This is a genomic window from Brevundimonas sp. (assembly GCF_036402095.1).
In the GTDB taxonomy this organism is placed as follows: domain Bacteria; phylum Pseudomonadota; class Alphaproteobacteria; order Caulobacterales; family Caulobacteraceae; genus Brevundimonas.
The window spans coordinates 1-4,712 of sequence record NZ_DASWTO010000047.1 but is presented as its reverse complement, the minus strand read 5'-3'; the positions used below and the strand labels follow the sequence as shown (position 1 = coordinate 4,712).

The following is a 4,712-nucleotide window of genomic DNA, read 5'->3' as shown; positions in this document are numbered from 1 at the left end:
CGGAACAGGCCCCTGGCGGCACCGCCGCCCAGGTCGCGGCCGGAACCACCGGTGCGGTCGCCGCGCGCACCGTCTCCTCGGAGGCGATGGAGCCCGCCGCCGCCGCTCCGGTCGGCGCCACCGCCGACCTTCCTGTTCCCGCCGCCGCTCCGGCCGCCCAGTAACGATACGCGAGAGCCCCAAAGACCATGGCCACCGCAGCCGCGAACCTCGCCCACGACCACGACGGGCATCATGACCACAAGCCGGGTTTCTTCACCCGCTGGTTCCTGTCGACCAACCACAAGGACATCGGCACCCTGTACCTGCTGTTCGCCATCATGGCGGGCATCGTGGGCGGCGCCCTGTCGGGCCTGATTCGCTGGGAACTGGCCCAGCCGGGCATCCAGATCTTCCAGGAAGGCTCGGGCGTCTGGCTGCTCGGCCTCGTGGAACAGTCCAAGCACGGCTACAACGTCGTCGTCACCGGCCACGCCCTGATCATGATCTTCTTCATGGTCATGCCGGCGATGATCGGCGGCTTCGGCAACTGGTTCGTGCCGATCATGATCGGGGCGCCGGACATGGCCTTCCCGCGCATGAACAACGTGTCGTTCTGGCTGCTGGTCGCCTCGTGGATCCTGCTGATCACCTCGATGTTCGTCGACGGCGGTCCGGGCAAGGGCTTCGGCGGCGGCTGGACGGCCTATCCGCCGCTGTCGACCATGGGTCACCCCGGCCCGGCCATGGACCTGGCGATCTTCGCACTGCACGTGGCGGGCGCCAGCTCGATCCTCGGCGCCATCAACTTCATCACCACCATCTTCAACATGCGCGCGCCGGGCATGACCCTGCACCGGATGCCGCTGTTCGCCTGGTCGGTGCTGGTCACCGCCTTCCTGCTGCTGCTGTCGCTGCCCGTCCTGGCCGGCGCCATCACCATGCTGCTGGCCGACCGCAACTTCGGCACCAGCTTCTTCGACCCCGCCGGCGGCGGTGATCCGGTGATGTACCAGCACCTGTTCTGGTTCTTCGGCCACCCCGAGGTCTACATCCTGATCCTGCCGGGCTTCGGCATGATCAGCCACCTCGTCTCGACCTTCTCGAAGAAGCCGATCTTCGGCTACCTCGCCATGGCCTACGCCATGGTCGCCATCGGCTTCGTCGGCTTCATCGTCTGGGCCCACCACATGTTCACGGTCGGCATGAGCGTGAACCTGCGGGCCTACTTCATCGCCGCCACCATGATCATCGCGGTGCCGACCGGGGTGAAGATCTTCAGCTGGATCGCCACCATGTGGGGCGGTTCCATCAGCTTCAAGACACCCATGCTGTGGGCGATCGGCTTCATCTTCCTGTTCACCGTCGGCGGCGTCACCGGGGTGGTGCTGGCCAACGCCGGCATCGACTACCCGCTGCACGACACCTACTACGTCGTGGCGCACTTCCACTACGTCCTGTCGCTGGGCGCCGTCTTCGCGATCTTCGCCGGCTTCTACTACTGGTTCGAGAAGATGTTCGGCGTGAAGTACAACGAGTTCCTCGGGACCGCGCACTTCTGGATCATGTTCATCGGCGTGAACCTGGTGTTCTTCCCGCAGCACTTCCTCGGCCTGCAGGGTATGCCGCGCCGCTACGTCGACTACGCCGACGGGTTCTCGATGTGGAACGAGATCTCCTCGATCGGCTACGTCATCACCATCGTCGGCGTCGGCGTGTTCCTGATCATGCTGATCGAGGCCGCCATCCGCCGTCGTCCCGCGGTCGACAATCCGTGGGGCGAAGGCGCCACGACCCTGGAATGGACCCTGTCCTCGCCGCCGCCCCACCACCAGTTCAACGAACTGCCGGTGGTCAAGAACGACGAGCACTAGGGACCGGTCCAGCCGGACCAAGGCATCGGGGGCCGCTCCTTTTCGCAGGGGGCGGCCCTCAAGCGTTAGAGGCACCATGACCCGATCCGCCGCCGCCACCATCTCTACGGCCCAGCCGGAAGACTTCTTCCAGCTGCTGAAGCCGCGCGTGATGTCGCTGGTGATCTTTACCGCCGTGACCGGCCTGGTCGTGGCCGACGGAGCCGTAGGCTGGATGACGGCGGCGATCGCCATCCTGTGCATCGCCGTCGGGGCCGGGGCGGCGGGGGCGTTGAACATGGCGCTGGAGGGCGAGACCGACGCCCTGATGCGGCGTACGCGCGGCCGTCCGGTGGCGGCGGGCCGCGTGGCGCGCAACGACGCCATGGCCTTCGGGGTCGTGCTGTCGCTGTTCTCGGTCATGCTGCTGGGCATGGCGACCAACTGGCTGGCCGGCGGCCTGCTGGCGCTGACCATCGTCTACTACGCCGGCTTCTACACCCTGCTGCTGAAGCGCCGCACGCCCCAGAACATCGTCATCGGCGGCGCGGCGGGGGCCTTTCCTCCGGTGATCGGCTGGGCCGCGGCGACCGGCGCCGCGCCGTGGCAGGCGTGGCTGCTGTTCCTGATCATCTTCCTGTGGACACCCCCGCACAGCTGGGCGCTGGCGCTGTATTCGGCCGGCGACTACGCCAAGGCGGGCATACCGATGATGCCGGTGGCGCGCGGGGCGAAGTCCACGCGCCTGCAGATCCTGCTCTACAGCCTGGTGTTCGTGCCCGTGGCCGTCGCGCCCGGACTGACGGGGCTGGGCGGGGCCGTCTATCTCGCGGTGTCGATCGCGGGCGGCGCCGGCTTCCTGTTCCTCGCCTTGCGCCTGTGGCGCTCGCGGGCCGGCGACCAGCCCGACAAGGCCGAGGCCGTGGGGCGAGAGGCCGCATTGTATGATGTCCGCGCCGAGGCCAAACCGGCCCGGAACCTGTTCGCGTTCTCGATCCTGTACCTGATGGCCCTGTTTGCGGCCCTGCTGGTCGAGAGCATGACCCCGATGATGAGGCTGTGACCGCCATGCGCCTGACCCCCGAAGAGCTCGCCGCCCGCACCCGGCGCAACCGGGCCCTCGCCGGCGCGCTCGTGGTGTTCATCGTCCTGGTCTTCACCACGACCATCCTCAAGCTCTCGGCCAACCGGGACCAGACCGCCGGCCTGGTCACGAGCCAGTCGGCCGGGCGGGGCGGGTGAGGCCGGGGCCATGAACCGCAAGAACCTGATCGCCATCGCCTGCGTCTTCGCCGTCATGGGCATGACCGGCGCGGCCTTCGCCGCCGTGCCGCTGTACCGCATGTTCTGCGCGGTGACCGGTTTCGACGGCACGGTGATGAAGGCCGACAAGGCCCCCGACACGGTTCTGGACGAGACGGTGCTGATCCGGTTCGACACCAACGTCCGCGGCCTGCCGATGACCTTCCGCGCCGAACAGGTCAGCCAGCGGGTGCGCATCGGCGAGACCGGCATCGCCTTCTTCGACGTGACCAACACCTCTAACCGGCCGATCCACGCGACGGCGTCCTATAATGTCGTGCCGGAACGCGCCGGGCCGTACTTCCAGAAGCTGCAGTGCTTCTGCTTCGAGGGGCAGGTCATCGCCCCGGGCCAGACGATGAAATTCCCCGTGCAGTATTTCGTCGCGCCCGAAATCGCCACCGACCGCGAGAGCCGCGGCGTGCGCGAGATCACCCTCAGCTATACCTTCTACCCCACCAAGGGCGCCGAACCGGCCGCAAACCCCGCCGCAACCACTGGCGCGGCCGCATAGCGGACGCTATAGCCTGCCCCAACACGACTCTCGACCGTTGCAAGAGACCCAGATGGCCGACGCCCACGCAGTTCCGCATCACGACTACCACCTGGTGAATCCCAGCCCGTGGCCGCTGGTGTCATCGATCGCCACCGTCATCATGATGATCGGCGCCGTGGTGTGGATGAAGGGTCTCGTTCCCGCCGACTCCGGTCCGCTGGCCTCGGCCCTGCTGGCCGAGGGCAAGCCGGCGCTGTTCTTCGCGGGTCTGGCGGGCGTGCTGGTGTCCATGTTCGGCTGGTGGGCGGACGTGATCAAGGAAAGCCGCCAGGGCGACCACACCCCGGTCGTCTCGATCGGCCTGCGTTACGGCATGATCCTGTTCATCGCCTCGGAGGTGATGTTCTTCGCCGCCTTCTTCTGGATGTTCTTCGAGATGGCGGTGTTCAACGAGGCCCGCGCCCACGTGCCCGAGATCGGCAACTGGGCCGAAACGGCCGCCGCCTGGTCGACCTGGCCGCCGCGCGGCGTCGAGGCGCTGGACGCCTGGCAGCTGCCGCTGCTGAACACCATCATCCTGCTGCTGTCCGGCACTACGGTGACCTGGGCGCACCACGCGCTGCAGGTCGGCGACCGCAAGGCCACCAAGATCGGCCTCGCCATCACCATCGCCCTCGGCGTCCTGTTCACGGCGATCCAGGCCTACGAATACAACCACATCATCCACGAGAACCTGTTCTTCAACGAAGAGGCCGCCAGCTCGGGCCTGTACGGTTCCATCTTCTTCATGGCGACCGGCTTCCACGGCTTCCACGTGCTGATCGGGACCATCTTCCTGACCGTCTGCCTGCTGCGCATCCTTGCCGGCCAGATGACGCCGGAGAAGCATTTCGGCTTTGAGGCCGCCGCCTGGTACTGGCATTTCGTCGACGTGGTCTGGCTGTTCCTGTTCGCCTTCGTCTACGTCACCTTCGGGTGACGGAAGGCCTTCCAGGCTCTGACATTCAGCCGGCGCGGCTCGACCCGCTCCGCGCCGGGCTGCGGTGCCGCGGCCCGAACTGCGGCGAGGGCCCGCTGTTCGC

5 protein-coding genes are annotated in these 4,712 nt (G+C 67.2%); all 5 read left to right on the top strand.

Annotated features, from left to right (window positions below):
• Positions 1–188 precede the first annotated feature (188 nt).
• The 5 genes from ctaD (at position 189) to VGD32_RS03670 (ending at position 4,609) form a co-directional block, all read left to right on the top strand.
• The gene (ctaD, locus tag VGD32_RS03690; RefSeq protein WP_331030550.1) at positions 189–1,853 is read left to right on the top strand and encodes a cytochrome c oxidase subunit I; all 1,665 of its coding nucleotides are present in this window, start codon (positions 189–191) and stop codon (positions 1,851–1,853) included.
• A 76-nt stretch (positions 1,854–1,929) separates the two neighbouring features.
• The gene (cyoE, locus tag VGD32_RS03685) at positions 1,930–2,895 is read left to right on the top strand and encodes a heme o synthase (RefSeq protein ID WP_331030549.1); all 966 of its coding nucleotides are present in this window, start codon (positions 1,930–1,932) and stop codon (positions 2,893–2,895) included.
• Between the two features lie 5 nt (positions 2,896–2,900).
• The gene (locus VGD32_RS03680) at positions 2,901–3,074 is read left to right on the top strand and encodes a hypothetical protein (protein WP_331030548.1); all 174 of its coding nucleotides are present in this window, start codon (positions 2,901–2,903) and stop codon (positions 3,072–3,074) included.
• Between the two features lie 10 nt (positions 3,075–3,084).
• Positions 3,085–3,648 carry a cytochrome c oxidase assembly protein gene (locus VGD32_RS03675; protein ID WP_331030547.1) on the top strand — a complete coding sequence of 188 codons (564 nt, stop codon included), beginning with the start codon at positions 3,085–3,087 and terminating at the stop codon, positions 3,646–3,648.
• Between the two features lie 52 nt (positions 3,649–3,700).
• Positions 3,701–4,609, top strand: a complete 909-nt coding sequence (locus VGD32_RS03670) for a cytochrome c oxidase subunit 3 (protein WP_331030546.1) — start codon at positions 3,701–3,703, stop codon at positions 4,607–4,609.
• Positions 4,610–4,712: the final 103 nt, after the last annotated feature.

What these genes read in the sequence shown, in the direction of transcription:
- cyoE (WP_331030549.1), top strand. Translation starts at nt 1,930, where the DNA reads ATGACCCGATCCGCCGCCGCCACCATCTCTACGGCCCAGCCGGAAGAC.
- VGD32_RS03680 (WP_331030548.1), top strand. Translation starts at nt 2,901, where the DNA reads ATGCGCCTGACCCCCGAAGAGCTCGCCGCCCGCACCCGGCGCAACCGG.
- VGD32_RS03675 (WP_331030547.1), top strand. Translation starts at nt 3,085, where the DNA reads ATGAACCGCAAGAACCTGATCGCCATCGCCTGCGTCTTCGCCGTCATG.
- ctaD (WP_331030550.1), top strand. Translation starts at nt 189, where the DNA reads ATGGCCACCGCAGCCGCGAACCTCGCCCACGACCACGACGGGCATCAT.
- VGD32_RS03670 (WP_331030546.1), top strand. Translation starts at nt 3,701, where the DNA reads ATGGCCGACGCCCACGCAGTTCCGCATCACGACTACCACCTGGTGAAT.